This window comes from Streptomyces caeruleatus (assembly GCF_001514235.1).
In the GTDB taxonomy this organism is placed as follows: Bacteria; Actinomycetota; Actinomycetes; order Streptomycetales; family Streptomycetaceae; genus Streptomyces; species Streptomyces caeruleatus.
In genome coordinates, this window is the sequence record NZ_KQ948976.1 from 1 (window position 1) to 1,462 (window position 1,462).

The window sequence follows — 1,462 nt, forward strand, 5'->3', positions numbered from 1 at the left end:
GTTGATGCTCCTATTGCTCGTCAAGCGGCTTTGAGCCAGTCGCGGTAGGCATGCGCGAGGGCGTCGTCGCGGCGGAGTCCTCGTTCGAGGGTGGAGATGGTGGCTGGCCAGACTCCGAAGTGGCCTGCTGCGGCGGTGAGGGTGATGTTCTTGGACTGCCGTAGGGGCCGCAGATCGTCGGTTCCGGGAACGAGGACCGCGGTGGTGAGGCAGCGGAACATCTCCCGGGCGATGGCGCGTTTGAGGAGCCGGATGATCTCCTTCTTTGTCCGCCCGGCCGTGGTCTGCCGTGTCACGTAGTCGCGGGTGCGCGGATCGCTGGACATGCGCACGAGGGCGATGCGGTAGAGGGCGGCGTTGGCTGCCCGGTCGCCGCCGCGTGAGAGGCGGTGCCGGTTGGTTTTGCCGCTGGAGGCGGGGACCGGTGCGGCTCCGCACAGCGCGGCGAAGGAGGCTTCGCTGCGCATGCGGTCGGAGTTTCCGCCTGCGGTGACCAGCAGCTGGGCTGCGGTGTCGGGGCCGACTCCGTGAGTGGCCCGCAGGCCCGGGTTGTGTGCGGTGACGTCGGCGTCCAGGGCCTTGGTGAGCGCCTTGTGTTCGTCGGTCAGCTCCTTCACGCGTTGGGCGAGGCTCTTCAGCGCGGTCAGGACGGCGACGTTGACGGCGTTACCGGCGGGCCGCAGCCGGGCGAGGGCGTCGGTGCGGGCGCGGCCCGTGAGACGGCCGTACTTGGCGCGGATGGCCTCGGGTGCGCTGATGAGGACGTGGCCGATCTGGTTCAGTGCGGCGGTGCGGGCCTTGACGGCGGAGCGGGCCGCGTTGTGCAGGGCGCGTATGCCGGCGATGGCGTCGTCCTTGGGCGCGGCGTGGGCCCGCCCGGACAGTGCGGCGCGGGCGGCGGCGTAGGCGTCGATGGGGTCGGACTTGCCGATGCGGCGGCGTTCGGCGCGGTCGGGCCGGTTGACCTCGATGACGTGAAGGCCCTGGCGGCGGGCGGTGCGGGTGAAGCCGGCTCCGTAGGAGGAGGTGCCTTCTACGCCGACCGCGCTCACGTGTCCGTGGGCGTTCAGGAAGGCCAGGGCTGCGGCATATCCGGCGGCAGTCGTGGTGAACTCGGCGTCCGCGAGGTGGCCGCCGTTGTCGCTGATGACCGCGATGTGAAGCGTGTCGGCATGGGAGTCGACCCCGCCGAACACTCGCTGGCCGACCGTGTCCTCTTCGACCGCTGCTGTCATGCTGGTGACGCCTTCCTAGCCGGAGGTGGGCGCCGGCCGGGTGGCGCAGACAGGACATTGAGGGGGCTTCTGACCAAGCTCCTATCAGGTCATGTTCCGCCCGGCCGGAGCCATGAGAACCAGCTCCGGCAGCCGGACAGAACAACTTGGGGACAGCCCAGCAGGGCGCCAGTCAGTGCCAGAGTCACGACCGCCGAAACCTGCGTACCAATATCAATGTCAGTGCC

Annotated in this window: 1 protein-coding gene; it reads right to left on the minus strand. The window is 69.7% G+C overall.

Features of this window, described 5'->3' with window-relative positions; translation table 11 throughout:
* Nucleotides 1-20: 20 nt before the first annotated feature.
* The gene (locus AQJ67_RS44340) at nt 21-1,235 is read right to left on the minus strand and encodes an IS110 family RNA-guided transposase (protein ID WP_062725871.1); all 1,215 of its coding nucleotides are present in this window, start codon (nt 1,233-1,235) and stop codon (nt 21-23) included.
* Between the last annotated feature and the right edge of the window lie 227 nt (nt 1,236-1,462).

Coding starts and splice junctions, on each gene's coding strand:
- AQJ67_RS44340 (WP_062725871.1), bottom strand. CDS start 1,235: ATGACAGCAGCGGTCGAAGAGGACACGGTCGGCCAGCGAGTGTTCGGC.